The 14937-nt window shown below is 38.7% G+C and carries 12 protein-coding genes; 10 read left to right on the forward strand and 2 right to left on the reverse strand.

Annotated features, from left to right (window positions below):
* Positions 1–35: 35 nt before the first annotated feature.
* Complete coding sequence (locus M3189_RS07495; RefSeq protein WP_251633199.1) at positions 36–1451, reverse strand: multicopper oxidase domain-containing protein; 1416 nt, start codon at positions 1449–1451, stop codon at positions 36–38.
* A gap of 496 nt (positions 1452–1947) precedes the next feature.
* Between M3189_RS07495 and M3189_RS07500 the strand changes: the two genes are divergently transcribed.
* From M3189_RS07500 to M3189_RS07510, 3 genes are all read left to right on the forward strand, one after another.
* The gene (locus M3189_RS07500) at positions 1948–4197 is read left to right on the forward strand and encodes an AAA domain-containing protein (protein ID WP_251633200.1); all 2250 of its coding nucleotides are present in this window, start codon (positions 1948–1950) and stop codon (positions 4195–4197) included.
* A gap of 353 nt (positions 4198–4550) precedes the next feature.
* A complete protein-coding gene (gene proB, locus M3189_RS07505; RefSeq protein WP_251633201.1) occupies positions 4551–5669 on the forward strand; it encodes a glutamate 5-kinase in 1119 nt (372 codons plus the stop codon).
* Positions 5670–5671: 2 nt separating this feature from the next.
* The gene (locus tag M3189_RS07510; RefSeq protein WP_251633202.1) at positions 5672–6913 is read left to right on the forward strand and encodes a glutamate-5-semialdehyde dehydrogenase; all 1242 of its coding nucleotides are present in this window, start codon (positions 5672–5674) and stop codon (positions 6911–6913) included.
* Between the two features lie 19 nt (positions 6914–6932).
* Here M3189_RS07510 and M3189_RS07515 read toward each other — a convergent pair whose 3' ends face one another.
* Positions 6933–7673, reverse strand: coding sequence for a YqcI/YcgG family protein (locus M3189_RS07515; RefSeq protein WP_251633203.1), 741 nt, complete (start codon positions 7671–7673; stop codon positions 6933–6935).
* A 128-nt stretch (positions 7674–7801) separates the two neighbouring features.
* Between M3189_RS07515 and M3189_RS07520 the strand changes: the two genes are divergently transcribed.
* The 7 genes from M3189_RS07520 (at position 7802) to M3189_RS07550 (ending at position 14903) form a co-directional block, all read left to right on the forward strand.
* Positions 7802–10078 carry an ATP-dependent DNA helicase gene (locus M3189_RS07520; protein WP_251633204.1) on the forward strand — a complete coding sequence of 759 codons (2277 nt, stop codon included), beginning with the start codon at positions 7802–7804 and terminating at the stop codon, positions 10076–10078.
* 104 nt (positions 10079–10182) lie between these two features.
* A complete protein-coding gene (locus M3189_RS07525) occupies positions 10183–10959 on the forward strand; it encodes a hypothetical protein (RefSeq protein WP_251633205.1) in 777 nt (258 codons plus the stop codon).
* A gap of 22 nt (positions 10960–10981) precedes the next feature.
* Positions 10982–11839, forward strand: a complete 858-nt coding sequence (locus tag M3189_RS07530; RefSeq protein ID WP_251633206.1) for a DUF3307 domain-containing protein — start codon at positions 10982–10984, stop codon at positions 11837–11839.
* A gap of 135 nt (positions 11840–11974) precedes the next feature.
* Positions 11975–12229 (forward strand): FeoA family protein, encoded by a 255-nt coding sequence (locus tag M3189_RS07535; RefSeq protein ID WP_251633207.1) that lies wholly within the window; start codon positions 11975–11977, stop codon positions 12227–12229.
* A complete protein-coding gene (locus M3189_RS07540) occupies positions 12219–12914 on the forward strand; it encodes a FeoB small GTPase domain-containing protein (RefSeq protein WP_251633208.1) in 696 nt (231 codons plus the stop codon). Before M3189_RS07535 ends, M3189_RS07540 begins: the two co-directional genes overlap by 11 nt.
* A complete protein-coding gene (locus M3189_RS07545; RefSeq protein ID WP_251633209.1) occupies positions 12911–14284 on the forward strand; it encodes a nucleoside recognition domain-containing protein in 1374 nt (457 codons plus the stop codon). Before M3189_RS07540 ends, M3189_RS07545 begins: the two co-directional genes overlap by 4 nt.
* A gap of 94 nt (positions 14285–14378) precedes the next feature.
* Positions 14379–14903 (forward strand): type 1 glutamine amidotransferase domain-containing protein, encoded by a 525-nt coding sequence (locus M3189_RS07550; RefSeq protein WP_251633210.1) that lies wholly within the window; start codon positions 14379–14381, stop codon positions 14901–14903.
* Positions 14904–14937 lie beyond the last annotated feature (34 nt).

Raw genomic sequence — 14937 nt, forward strand, 5'->3', positions numbered from 1 at the left:
CTCCTTTGTTTCAAAAAAATTTAAAGAATCCAATGTTAATGTCCTTCATGGTACACATCTGGTCCAGCTGCTGGTCCTGTTACCTCTGGACCATGAATGGTTGAAGCATTAGGGAAGGTTGAAACTCCTCCCGGTGTATTCCTGTCTCCGATGAAGTGAATTCCACTCATCATCCCTAATCCGTAATTCCCACCTTGTGCACCTTGGCTTGACTCCGAATGGTCGTGCATCGGGTAACAAATGGGTGATAATTGAACAGAGATATCGATATCTCCTGCCTTATCCCCGCGTTTTGGCATAAATGTTCCCAACTCTTCTGTTGGCGGCCAGACGGGATGGGGAGTTGAGCCTGATATACGCGGATTAGAAATTGAAATTAATGGCTTATCCGGAAGCCCAATCCCCCGTTCATTTGGTACATCAGGTGGTCTTGTAAACGGGACAACCCATTCGATCACGTCAAGTGGTTTGACGGTTAAGGTGTCCATCCAAATCGGATTTTCTTCCACTACTCCATTTTTTCCTGTTGCATAGACATGATTTGCATGAATATGCAAAGAATGCAAGGATAACCCTGCGTTGAGTATTCTGACGACAGCTGGTTCTCCTACCCTATGATGTGGGGTAATGGTTGGATTATGAGCTGCAAACCAACCAGAATGACCATTTATGGTAAAATAATCAGGTTTTTTATTTAGTCCGTCTGATCGGAATCGATCCCTTTGATAGGCACTAATAAATTGTGCTGCTGGATAATCTCTTCCTGGTGGATAGTTTCCTACCTCAGCAAACAAACGGGAGCTGGCAGCATGGAGTAACCATACATATTGTCTAAATGCAGGTGTATATGTTGTTGGGTCTCCTTGTTCCCAAGCTAACCCAGGAAAGTGAGTGGTTGTTCCAAAATCATCAAATAATTGTTGCACGGCAGTTGTCGGATTCGAATATGGAGTAAACTTATGTCCTGGAACAGCATTGTTCGGCATTACAATTAAGGCTCCATGAAGTCCCATTACCCGGTTCACTGGTGCGTTAAGATTGTCGTAATATAAATAAGTCCCTGCTTTTGAAGCAACAAATTGAATCTGTTTTGTTGCTCCTGGTGCAATAGGACCACTATTCACCATCCCTGGTATGAAAAAAGCATGTGGTTCATCTAATCCATTAGTTATCGATACCTTAATGAGACTTCCCTCAGTGGTAAAAATATGTGGTCCAGGAATTTCTGCTGGGAAGTTTTGTTCTTTGTACAACCAGAAATAGCATTGTGCTTTGTTTATGGAGTTATGTGTAATCATATCTTTTACTGCATCGGTAATTGTAAAGTTAAGTTCTTGAACTTGTTTAACTGCAAGAAGGGAAGTATTAGAAACCCAAGTAGGCAACACACTGCCTACAACCAATGCAGCAAGACCGCCTCCAGCATACTTAACAAAATCTCTTCGTTTCATTTTTACCTCCTTATACAGTCTAGAGAAAAGGTTTTACCAAGCAAATGGCCTATGTATACCCGCTGTCAATTTGAGTCTAACTCCAGGGATAACCAGTCCAAAGTCACAAACCGTTCTCGAAAAAAGACTTTATTTAAACCAGTTTTTAGCATTCAACCCAGTCATGCTGGTACTAAATAACTATTCAGCCTTTACATTGATAATGCCTTTCTTTCCCAATTGGTTATAGCTATATATTTATCGGGGATATTTTTCTAAATCTGACAAAATACTTTCTTAATCGATTCCATTTATAGGTAAAAAGACTTAATAAAAAACATTATGGAATTGTTTTTCGTTTTATAACGAAGATATTTTGGAGAAGAGTAAAATTCATGTCGGAATTTTTTTTGAAAAAGGAATAAAGTTTTATTTTTACATCGCAAACATGCTATAGTAGATTCACTATTTAAGGTTGTATTTTAGAAATAAGCTTGAAAATTAGAAGGATGAGAAAATGACGAAGACCGTTCCGATTATAAAAGAGTGGCAGCAGGCGTTGCTAAATGAAATGATCTACTTAAAAAAATATGGCAGTAACAAATACCGAGTAAGCAGTGGCAGATTATTATCGAATGATGGTACATTTACTTATTATTTCGACACTGCTTTTTCCTTAAAAATTCCCGTTGGTTCTTCCATCACACTTGTCTGGGGAGGAATAAAACAAGGTGGACGAGTCCTTTCATCCGAGGGGAAGGGAATCATTGTTCAATTAGAGCAATCGCTGGGTGATTTAATCCCGGAAGCATATATTTATCATGATCCTTGGGAGCTGCTTGAACAGCTCATTGAACGGTTAGATGAAATTAACAAAAGCAAGCAAAAGCGAGTAAGAGTCAATCGATTAATGAACCCGTCGATGCCCGCAAAGCATCCCGAAGAAAAGATAAAAAGCAATGTTCATGAATTGGTCTTACGTTCAAAATACAATCCCGTCACTTTTGTTTGGGGACCCCCTGGGACCGGTAAAACCTATACATTAGCACGAGTTGCAGCAAATAAATATTTCCAAGATAAAACCGTCCTTATCCTTTCCCACAGTAACCAGGCAGTAGACGTATTAATAAGTGAAATTTCAAGATTTATAAAAAAGAAAGACCGCTTCAGAGAAGGCGATGTCCTTCGTTACGGTTATAATACGGGTGTTGCAGATGACAGCGAGGAAGCACTTACGACTAGTCAGCTTCTCAAGAAGCAAGAACACAGTCTTGTTGAAGATAAAGATGCTTTAGTGGAAGAACGGAAGAATTTAAAACAGGATTTAGCCCGTTCCTTTAGTAAACGGGACTCCAATCAGCTATTGGAGCTTGAGAAAAAGCTTGCAAGAGTACTAGAAAAAATCCGCCAAAAGGAAGTAGAGTTTGTTAAGGATGCATTGGTGGTGGGCTCCACCCTGGCTAAAGCAGCGAGTGATCCCGCAATTTATGGCAGGGAATTTGATGTTGTCATACTTGATGAAGCGAGTATGGCCTACGTACCACAGGCCGCTTTTGCTGCTGCGCTTGGTAAAAGAGTCATCATTTGTGGAGATTTTAAACAATTACCACCCATTGCTTCTTCACGGGACTCACTTGTAACAAAATGGTTAAAAGAGGATGTTTTTCATCGAGCGGGAGTGGTGGATTGGGTTGAGGCTGGTAAACTTCATCCACACTTATTTCTATTAAAAGAACAGCGAAGAATGCACCCAGATATCTCAGCTTTTACAAATCAATACATATATCATTCTCTTGTTGGTGACCATGAAAGTGTTCATAGCAGTAGAAATCAGATAGTAGAAAAATGTCCTTTTCCAGGACGTGCGTCAATCCTCTTAGACACAAGCTATATGGGTGCATTTTGTTTAACTGAAAAGAGCTCTCATTCTAGAGCAAATATCTGGCAAGCACTGATTTCATTTCAATTAATTCATGAGTCCTACTTAGGCGGTGCAAGGTCAATTGGATATGTAACGCCCTACAGAGCTCAAGCGAATTTAATGGACCTCCTTCTACAGGATTTATATCAAACAGAAGTGTTATCTGCAGATATTGTTTCTGCAACTGTTCATCGCTTTCAAGGAAGTGAGAGAGATGTTATGATTTTCGATACAGTCGATTCTAACCCACAGGAACGTGCGGGGATGCTATTAACCGGAATAGACAGTGAAAGACTTATCAATGTGGCCATTACGAGAACAAAGGGAAAATTTATTCATGTTGGTAATATCGCTTTTATCCGTAAGCATGTCTATAATAGGAAAACAATTAGACAGCTTGTTGAACATCAAGAAAAACATCAACAAAGTGTAAGGACAAAGGATATTGGCACTTGGATAAGAAATCAGCTTCCTACATTGCAGTGGATACATGCACTAAAACTAGAAAAAGTCCTTAAGGACATACAAAATGCCCGGTCATCAATCATTATTTCCTTGCCAGTTACTATTGATTTACCCGAGGCATGGGTAAATGTTTTAGTTAAACGCCATCCGTCCGTAACGCTAACTGTTATTTCTGAAAAATCCTGGCCAGAATTACAGCCAAACTCTTGGCAAGAGGAAGGATATACCTTCCCGTTTATCCTCATGGACAATCATATTCTCTGGCTCGGATTTCCGTTAGGAAGAGGAAAAGGTCTACAGCCTCCCTATATCGCAGCTAGAGTAAATTCAGAAAAGATATGTGATTATTTAATTGGGCAGTTGGTAACCAATGAGTTTTAGACCAAAGTAGAAAAGACCTAAAATGAAATTTTAATTTTCAAAAAATACCCTTGACTTTTCTGTCTTTTCTATAGATAATAAGTAAAATTACAAATTGTTAATGGTATGGGATTAGTAAACTTTGGACCGTGTAAGAGAATGAAACCCAATGGCTGTAAGGTTTCTCACGGAAAAAAGGTTGAACCTGCCCTGTTCACACCGCTTATGTAAACATAAGCCGTTTTCCCTCGTTACGGAGTCAAGTGGATGCTAAAGCATCAATGAAGGTGGTACCGCGGAAACGACTCTTCCGTCCTTTTTATAGGGACAGAAGAGTCGTTTTTTTTATTTTTTATAAGAGGGGTAAGAGTAGGATGAAGAAACAACTCGTGGTTGTAAAAATAGGAAGCAGCTCGCTAACAACAGCATCAGGAACAATATCTGAAGAAAAAATCCGTGATCACATTGAAGCACTTACTTATATAAAAGAACAAGGGCACGATGTCATTCTCATCTCATCCGGAGCAATAGCAGCAGGTTTTGGAGCGCTTGGGTATCCAGCTAGGCCAAAAAGTGTAGCAGGAAAACAGGCAGCTGCTGCAGTTGGACAGGGACTATTAATGCAGCATTATATTTTACAATTTAAAGAATTTGGTATTGTACCCGCTCAGATTCTACTAACGAGAGAGGATTTTTATAGCCTGGAGCGGTTTCACAATCTATACAGCACAATATCTGAACTCCTGCAAAGGGGCGTTTTACCAATTATTAACGAAAACGACTCAGTCTCGATTGAGGAATTGACCTTCGGTGACAATGATATGCTTTCAGCGCTCGTAAGCGGGTTTTTACATGCAAATGCACTAATCATCTTAACGGATGTAAATGGGCTATATAATGGGAATCCAAAAGTCGTAAAGGACGCTAAGAAGTATGATTTTATCCCAAGGGTTTATGAAGAACTCCTTGAAGAGGCAGGAGAAAGTGGTACTTCGCTTGGAACAGGTGGAATGAAATCGAAACTGTTGGCAGCGAAAAAGGCACTTTCCTTCGGTGTCAGTGTTTTTGTTGGGAAGGGTCAGGGAAAAGAAAAACTCTCGAATATCTTAGAGGGTAAAGGAGACGGAACTTATATTGGCGGCTCCTTCGAAACCCAAATGCAAATGAAAAAGCAATGGATTGCGTTTCATTCTCAAGCCGCTGGCATTGTTGAAATTGATGAAGGGGCAGAAGCAGCCATTGTTACAAATGGAAAAAGTCTGCTGCCCGTAGGTATTACGAATGTTATTGGTGAATTTAATGCAATGGATGTTGTCGAAGTACACAATCAGAAAGGTGAATTAATAGGTAAAGGTCAAATCTATTATTCTGCAAAGAATTTACAAATGGTAAAAGGCCTGCCTGGTAATAAAACGAAAAACTTTTCAATCAATAAACGTGCAGAAGCGATACATCGTAATAACTGGGTGAGTCTGCAAAGGAGCGAGGTATAAGTATGAGTGAATTAGTAGAAAAAGCTAAGAAGTTAAAATCAGCCTCTAAGGTACTTTCTATTCTTTCGACAGAAGAAAAGAATGAAGCTTTAGCGAAGATGGCAGACCGATTATTGAGTGAAAAGGAATGGATCGTAACAGAGAATGCGAAGGATATTCGAGCGGGAGAGGAAAAAGGATTTACCTCTTCCTTATTAGATCGCCTGTTGCTTACAGAAGAGCGAATACAACAGATTGTGGAAGGAATCCATCAGTTGATTAAACTCGAAGATCCAATTGGTGAAACTATTGAGGCTTGGGAGCGCCCAAATGGTTTACAAATCCAAACCGTTCGTGTTCCGCTTGGTGTCATTGGAATGGTGTATGAAGCTCGTCCGAATGTAACGGTAGATGCAGGAAGCCTTTGTTTAAAGGCAGGAAATGCTGTTCTTCTAAGGGGAAGTACCTCTGCTCTTCATTCGAATAAGGCCCTAGTAAAGGTTATGCGAGAGGCTCTTGCTGAAAGTAAAATCCCCGCTGATGCTGTCCAGCTGCTCGAGGATACAAGCAGAGAAACGGCAGCGCGAATGTTTAAACTAAATCAATATCTTGATGTATTGATTCCACGTGGAGGTGCAGGTTTAATTCAATCGGTGATTGAAAATGCAACGGTCCCTGTACTTGAAACAGGTGTTGGGAATTGTCATGTATTCATTGATGAAACCGCAAAAAAGCAAATGGCCATTGATATAACGTTTAATGCAAAAATGCACCGCGTTTCTGTTTGTAATGCAGCTGAAACCCTGCTTATTCATGAAAACTGGCCGGATGTTTCCGAAATACTACATTTCCTAAACGAAAAGGGAGTAGAGCTTCGTGGTGACGAAGATCTGACAGCACACTATCCATTTGTAAAAACTGCAAGTGAAGAGGATTGGAAAACAGAATTTTTAGCACCAATTTTAGCAGTGAAATTGGTTGAAAATGTAAGGGAAGCCATCCAACATATTGACGAGTATGGTACAAAGCACTCTGAAGTCATCATCAGTGAACAGGATGAAAATGTAAGGTTATTCTTACAGGCAGTTGATGCGGCTGTTGTCTATCACAATGCCTCTACTCGTTTCACGGATGGGGAACAATTCGGTTATGGAGCGGAAATTGGCATCAGCACACAAAAACTGCATGCACGAGGACCAATGGGACTTAGGGCCATTACGACCTCAAAGGCAATTGTTCAAGGATCAGGACAAATTCGTTCGTAATCATTAGTAGAGAACAAGTTCATTCTTGTTCTCTCTTTTTTTTATGAAAGGGGCATTCTGATAAAGTTGTTTCGTCGTCGCGGAGGAAATATTGTTTCCATTCATAGTTATCGTTTTTTCCATACGTATTTAATGCCGGGTGAATGGAAATGGAATCATAATCAGCTAACCGTTCTCGTATTTTTGTTTTAACTTTTTCAGCATGTTGGGGAGAAGCTGTAAATTTTTCTAATACCCACCTAGGTGTTATGGCCAGCATGAAATAGGGGAAATAACGGCTGTTTCGATTGATGTGCGAAGGAGTTGCACAGTACATAAAGTATTGTTCTCCATGAAAACAATATTCCCACATAGGCAGATTTGGGTTGATTGGAATATGACATGGCCATTCCATTTCATCCAATTTGCTGAGTTGATAAAGTTGTTCCCAGAAAATTTGTTCATATTTTTCTACAGTGAAATTTTCATCGTATCCTGGAGAAGGTTCATAAAAGATAATCAGCGACGTATAAGTACCGATTGATTTGTAAATGATTGAGTATTCCTTTAGCAAGAGTGCTAATTCTTTGGAAGCTCTAGAATGTTGGGGATTTGATATAAATCCGAAGCAAAACCTATTCAATTGATATCCCATTGTAGCCGGAATACAAGGGAAGTGCTTTTCTTTGTCCATCATCCTCTCATCGAATCTATTTATTGCATCTTTTTTCCATGCTTCAAGCTCCATTTGGTGTATGTTTTCCTTTGTAACTAGATACATAATTTTATTACTCCTCTCGACATTAGATTATGTGAGAGTAGATTTTTGAGTGAGTGTCCAAATATGTTTGGGAATCTGTTATAATCAATAGGCAAACATATATTCTTATTTTGGGTCAGGTGATATTCTTGTCAAATACCATTCAAATAGCGGTTAGAACGCTTGTTGAACATGTTTATAGCAGTGGAAGTATTGATTCCAGGTTCAGGTCACAGTCCACGATGTTAGAGGGAACGAGAATTCACCAAAAAATCCAGCTTACATATCAAGAATCTGATCAAAAGGAGGTTTATCTTCGAGCAGACTTTCCCGTCAAGGACCTTGTTTTTTCAATTGATGGAAGATGCGATGGATTATTGTTTCGGGATGGGGAGGTAATTATCGATGAAATTAAATCTACCTCGCAGCACTTAGAAAATCTTTTAGATGATGGAGTTCCTGTCCATTGGGCACAGGCTAAAATGTATGCGTATATCTATGCAAAGGAACAACAGGTACAAGAAATATCTGTACAGCTTACCTATGTACAGGCTGAAAATGATGAAAAGAAGATTTTGAAAAAATGCTTTGTCATAGCTGAACTAGAGAGTTTTGTTCAAGACGTAGTAGAGACCTATTATCCCTACGCAAAATTACTTCATGATCATCGGATAAAGCGAAATGAGAGCAGCAAACAATTGGTTTTTCCATTTGATACATACCGTTCTGGACAAAGGAAATTAGCTGGTGGTGTCTATAAAACTATTTCTGAAGCTAAAAGTTTGTTTGTAAAAGCACCTACTGGAATTGGGAAGACGATATCCACCTTGTTCCCAGCGGTCAAAGCTATTGGAGAAGGGAACTTAAACCGAATATTTTATCTTACCGCTAAAACCATAACTCGAACTACTGCGGAAGAGGCGGTAGGACGAATGCGTTCCTGCGGACTTTGTTTAAAATATGTTACGATTACAGCCAAAGACAAGGTTTGTTTTAAGGAAGAAACAAAATGTCAAAAGGATTATTGTGAGTTTGCTGATGGCTATTATGATCGAATAAATGAAGCCATTTTAGATATCGCAGCCAATGAAAACTGTATGAATCGTGAGGTAATTGGAAACTATGCACGAAAACATACCGTTTGTCCTTTTGAATTCTCTTTAGATCTTGCTTATGTAGCTGATACTGTCATTTGTGATTACAATTATATTTTTGATCCACGGGTATCATTAAAGCGTCTGTCCGAAGAGCAAAAGAAATCTACCCTTTTATTAATAGATGAAGCACATAATCTCGTTGACCGTGGAAGAGAAATGTTCTCTGCTTCCTTAAACAAAGAGTTATTTCTTCAATTAAAAAAGGAGTTCAAAACTGTCAATTTTGGAATTTATGAGAGTGCTTCAAAAATCAATGCTTGGTTTATTTCTTTAAAAAAGAATGGCAGCGAGTTGAATGAATTTACCTTAGATCAGTTAGACGAAGAATTGGTACTGCTACTGAACCAGTTTAAAGAAGAGGCCGAAATTCTGTTAGTAAAAGAAACTTTCCCGAACCTTTTGGAGCTGTACTTCCAGGTAAATTCATTCTTGAAAATAGTTGATTTACTCGATGAGCACTATGTCATCTATGGAGAAAAAAACAAAAATGATGTAACACTTAAACTATTTTGTATTGACCCATCAAAATTGCTTCAGAAAATGGGAAAAGGCTATCGCTCAAAGGTGTTTTTTTCAGCTACTCTTTCACCCCTTCCTTATTATCAGGATATTCTTGGCGGTCAAGATGAGGATTATTTACTTTCGATTCCTTCACCATTTAAAGAGGAACAGACTGATATTTTTATAAAGCCTTTGTCAACTAGATACCGTGACCGAGAGAGAACGAAGCCGGCTATTGTAACCATGATTCATTCTTTGGTTCAAAATCGGCCAGGAAATTATTTAATCTTTTTCCCCTCCTATCAATATTTGCTTACTGTATATGATGAGTTTATAAAAGAATTTCCAGGGACGAATACCCTCTTGCAAGGTGCAGGAATGTCGGAGGAGGAAAGGGAAGAATTTTTGAATAAGTTCAAGCCTAATCAATCTGAGACATTGATTGGATTTGCAGTTCTAGGCGGGGTTTTTTCAGAGGGAGTGGATTTAAAGGGTGATCGATTAAATGGTGTGGTGGTTATAGGTGTTGGCCTTCCTCAGCTATGTTTTGAAAGAAATCTTATCAGAGATCATTTTAATAAGAGTGAAAGAAACGGTTATGACTATGCCTATGTTTTTCCTGGCATGAATAAAGTATTACAGGCTGGCGGGAGATTAATTCGATCGGAAGAAGACCATGGGACCATTGTTTTAGTTGATGATCGATTTCTAAAAAGACAATATCAGGACCTTATCCCCCAAGAATGGAGAAGTTTTGTTGTCATTTAATGAAAGGTGTAGGCTATTTCATCTAATTAGGAAAAAGTTTGACTATTTACTCGAACTTTTATAAAATTAGACTATATTATCTAATTTAGATGAAGGAGTATATCATGAACTATCCTATCTCAATCTTTATTCTCGATGTGAGCAACTCTTCTTCTGGTGACATGGGAGATGAATTGACGAATTACTTAGATGAATTGGTAAACTGGGTTACTATTTGGTCTGAGAAAATCGGTCATTTTAAAGTAAAGCACAGGGCGGGTGATGAGATTATTTTTGCGGGTTATGGATATTCGACAGCCTATATTTTAGCTTTTTTTATCAGCAGAATTTGGAAGTACCCTGATCATCCTCCTTATTTTGGCTTGTCCTTTGGTGATAGTGACAAAGAGTTAGAGGAAGTAGATATAGAGAAGTGGATTCATCCCTTAATCAAACAGGCTAGGTATGCGAATGATTTATTGAAGGAGGAACAACTAAGACCGTTATTTAAGTTTGAACTTGATCAATTTTATCAAAACCAATTCTTTCAGTATAATCAGTTTCGGTCAGAGTTTGAAACTTTAATAAACTCATTATTAAGTGTCCAGCTCATCATGATGAAGGGTCAAACACAGATTCAAGAGCAGGTTAGTACATATTACCTTATTTTAGAGCAGCAAAAAGCTGTAGCAAAATTGCTCGGTAAAACAGCTCCAACAATCTCAAGCCATTATAAAAAAGGGAAGAGTGAAGAAATACTAAGTGTTTTTTATATACTGATTGCCACCCTTGACTCTCTCCAGGAAAAATCATATGTAGATCACCCAGTAAAACCACAAGCTCTAAGTGAATCACTAATGAAATCCATTCGAACTCATTTAAAGATAAATTTGATTAAGTAATACCCGTAAGAGAGGAGTTTACATGTTACTATTATGCCTGATTCTCGCCCATCTCATTGCAGATTTTTACCTGCAAAGTGATGAAATGGTAAAGGATAAAATAAAAAATAGTAAGAAGCATATCGGACACCATTTTCTACTGACAGGACTAGTGCTGGTTGTTTTTTCCCTAACTAACCACAAAGAAATTTATAGCAATCTGATTTTCCCGTTACTATTTATTTGTATTAGCCATTATTTCATTGATTTTCTAAAAATTAAGTTCCAGGATTCCATCAAAATTAGTAACGAAGAAAACATAAATCGGGTAAGTTTCTTTATGATTGATCAACTGCTGCATTTTGTATGTATTTTGTTTGCTGGAAAGTTGTTTCTTGGGTTAGATTTTGCTGTTATTTATGAGTTGATTCTGAGTGGAGAGAAAATGAGTATCGTAAACCGTGTTTTATTTACCGCTATCGTGATTATTTTCGCAACGACTGTAAGTGGCCACCTGATTAAGATCCTTTTAGGTTCTTTGCCAAATCAGCTTTTAACCTTTGAAGGTAAGTATACTTTTAAGAATGAAAGACAAGAAGCTCTATATTCAAAAAATCATAATGGGAATAGATCGTTGTCAGAAGAATACAACTATACGATTTTTGGGAAGCATGATCTTTCACGCGGAAAATTAATTGGCTATCTTGAGAGATTGCTAGTTTTAGTATTAACCTTTTATAGTGCTTATCCAGCGATTGGATTTATTGTAGCGGCCAAGTCTATTGCGCGGTTTAAACAAATGGATGACCGGAACTGGGCAGAGTATTTTCTATTGGGTACACTTACATCGATGTTCATTGGAATAACGCTCGGAATAATCTTAAGGGAAGTTTTGACTTGAAGATAGTATATAAATTAGCTGCCTATTATCAGGCAGCTATTTTTTTTTTGAAAACTTTGACACAAGACTGCTTTTTTATCATATAATTAAGAAAAAGTTGCACGAAGGAAAAACTTTAACAAAGGGGAAAGATATATGAGTATACCAAAAATAATAAAACTCGTGAATGGCGAAAAGGGAAATTTAATTCGCATCACTTCTTTAAATTTGGAAGGTGTGATGAGAAGAAGATTATTAGACTTAGGATTTGTGGCCGGGGCGATTGTCGAAGTAATTAGAAAAAGTCCTTTAGGCGACCCGATTGCTTTTCGGGTTAGTCAAACAACGATTGCCTTAAGAAAAGAGGAAAGTTCACAAATAGAAGGGGTGTTGATGACAAATGGGGAGTAGTTATCGAATTGCCTTAGCTGGTAACCCGAATACAGGAAAAAGCACCTTATTTAATGCCCTGACCGGATTAAGGCAGCATACGGGAAACTGGGCAGGAAAGACGGTATCGCTCGCACAGGGCAATGTTCAGTATAAGGGAAAGACGTTTCATTTAATTGACCTTCCAGGGACCTATTCGCTTTTTTCCAATTCAAGTGATGAAGAGGTTGCAAGGAACTATATTGTATTTGAAAAACCTGATGTTACAGTAGTTGTACTGGATGCAACCTCCTTAGAGCGGAACTTTAATTTAGCCCTACAGGTTTTAGAAATGACCAAAAATGTGATCATTTGTATTAACTTAATTGATGTGGCGGAAAAACAAGGGATTACTATTAATGAACGAATTCTAACAAACCGTTTAGGTGTGCCCGTCATTAAAATATCGGCACGAAACAAAAAAGGTTTCCCGATGCTGCTTGATACGATTGATCGGATTGTGACGGGGGCAATTGAATGTCAACCTGTTCCAATGGCTTATCCAGATGAGATTGAAGAAAAAATAAAGAAAATAGAGCCCAAAGTATTTGAGCTTGTTGGAAATCAGCTTTCTGCCCGTTGGGTTTCGTTAAGATTGCTGGATGGAGATGAAAAATTATTGAATGAGATTAATCAGCGATTTGGACAGAAGGAGGTGGTAGAATGAGTATTCAACAGCTATACATGGAGGCACAGCAACTTTCAAGTGCTAAACTGAGAGATGATATTGTTCAGCAGCTCTATGAAAAAAGCCATCGCCTTTGCAGTGAAGGGATTAAGTATACAAAGTCGAAGAGGGACACAAGAACTGAAAAGTTAGATGCCATTTTCACTTCACCGATTTTTGGATTTCCGATTATGCTCACGATGTTAGGAGTTTTATTTTATCTAACCATTGCGGGTGCCAATATTCCATCATCCATGCTTGCAGAGTTTTTTGGTTCGCTGGAAAAATATTTAACAGCATTTTTTAGTTTTCTAAATACACCTGAATGGGTTCACGGAGTCCTTGTTCTTGGATTATATCGAGGTACAACTTGGGTGATTAGCGTGATGCTTCCCCCCATGGCAATCTTTTTTCCAACGTTTGCTCTTTTAGAAAACTATGGGTACCTGCCTCGAGTAGCTTTTAATATGGATCGTTTGTTTAAAAGAGTGGGTGCGCATGGAAAGCAGTCGTTAACGATGGCGATGGGCTTTGGCTGTAATGCGGCAGCTGTCATTTCTACTAGAATAATCGAATCACCTCGAGAGCGAATGCTTGCGATTTTGACCAACAATTTTGTTCCTTGTAATGGTCGCTGGGGAACGTTAATTGTATTAGCCTCGTTATTTATGGCTGCGAATTTTACTGGTGGACTTAAATCACTTGTTACGACTGGTGTGATTGTCGGGATTGTTATGTTTGGTATAATCGTTACTTTTTTTGTCTCGTGGGTGCTCTCGAAAACTGCACTCAAAGGGATCCCGACACACTATACGTTAGAACTGCCGCCATACAGGAAACCGAAGATTTTTGATACAGTGGTACGCTCTTCGTTAACAAGATCTTGGTCTGTATTGATGCGGGCGGTGAAAGTTGCAGCACCAGCAGCAATCCTAACATGGGTGTTTGCGAACATTTTTATTGGTGATACAAGTATCTTGATGTATGCTGTTGAGTTTTTAGATCCATTTGGAAAACTACTCGGTCTTGATGGCTATATCATGATGGCATTTATTTTAGGCTTACCAGCAAATGAAATTGTCCTTCCTATCCTGTTGATGGGGTATTTATCGACTGGTTCCTTAACAGAGGTGGATAGCTTGGTGGATCTAAAGCAAATCTTTCTCGACCACGGCTGGACATGGTTGACAGCGCTAAACATGATGTTATTTTCTCTGCTGCATTACCCATGCGGAACAACGCTCATAAATATTTACAAGGAAACAAAAAGTAAAAAATGGACTTTCTTAGCCTTCCTCATTCCAACTGTTATTGCCATTCTTGTTCCACTAATCATTACCCAAACAGTTAGATTCTTTGGCTGGATGTAAATACTCTAGACACCACTGATAAGTAGAAAAAGTGGTGTCTTTTGTTGGTTTGGAATTTCTATGTCATAATAACAGGAAGGAGGAGGGAAGTATTATGCGATTAGAAGGTAAGAAAGTTGTAAGTCTAGTTCATCATGATTTTGAAGATCTTGAGCTTTGGTATCCAATACTCAGATTAAGAGAAGAGGGCGCTGTCGTTCACTTAGCAGGTGAGAAGGCCGAGGAAGAATACATAGGTAAATATGGTGTGCCGGCTAAATCAGATTTCTCCTATAGTGATATTAACGAGAAGGATTACGATGCCATTTTGGTGCCAGGAGGCTGGGCGCCAGATAAGATTCGCCGCTTTCCTGAAGTTCTTACACTGCTTCAACATTTCGAAGAAAACAAAAAGCCAATTGGACAAATCTGTCATGCTGGCTGGGTGTTAGTTTCTGCAAAAATTTTGCAGGGTAAAAAGGTGACCAGTACGCCGGGAATTAAGGATGATATGGAAAATGCAGGTGCGACCTGGTACGATGAACCGGTTGTGGTCGACGGACACCTCGTCTCGAGTAGACGTCCTCCAGATTTACCGGATTATTTACGTGAGTTTATAAAGGTAATCGAGCAAAAATAAGTTATTTTTAAGCATTATTTTCGGATTTTTTAGA

Origin of the sequence: Neobacillus niacini, assembly GCF_023715415.1 — a bacterium.
In the GTDB taxonomy this organism is placed as follows: domain Bacteria; phylum Bacillota; class Bacilli; order Bacillales; family Cytobacillaceae; genus Neobacillus; species Neobacillus niacini_C.